Raw genomic sequence first — 321 nt, forward strand, 5'->3', positions numbered from 1 at the left:
GTCGCATTTTCAAGTCTAATGCCGAAGTGCTTAGCCTCAATATTAAGTCCTTCCAGAATATGATTAGAACCAGTAACATAAATAGCTGTGTCTTCTTTTTCATCCCCACAGTGTTCCACTTTGATATTTTTTAGAGTAACACCCTTATTGCGAATGGTAACTACCGGCTCAGCCTCACAAGAGCGAAGAAGGACTTTACCCGTTCCTTCAAGGGTTAATGGCTTGGATATTACCACTGTTTCCTCATACTCTCCATCCTCTATTTTAATCGTGGCACCGTTGGGAGCTTCATCAATTTTAGATTGCAAAGTGCTTGCTGCT

1 protein-coding gene is annotated in these 321 nt (G+C 41.4%); it reads right to left on the minus strand.

Translation table 11 applies throughout. The annotated features are described in order from the left end of the window. Positions 1-308 (minus strand): right-handed parallel beta-helix repeat-containing protein (locus SB773_RS30785; protein ID WP_410594029.1); only part of this gene is annotated, 308 nt, incomplete at its 3' end. Positions 309-321: the final 13 nt, after the last annotated feature.

The sequence above is a fragment of the Bacillus sp. SIMBA_074 genome (genome assembly GCF_046534555.1).
GTDB lineage: Bacteria > Bacillota > Bacilli > Bacillales > Bacillaceae_G > Bacillus_A > Bacillus_A mycoides.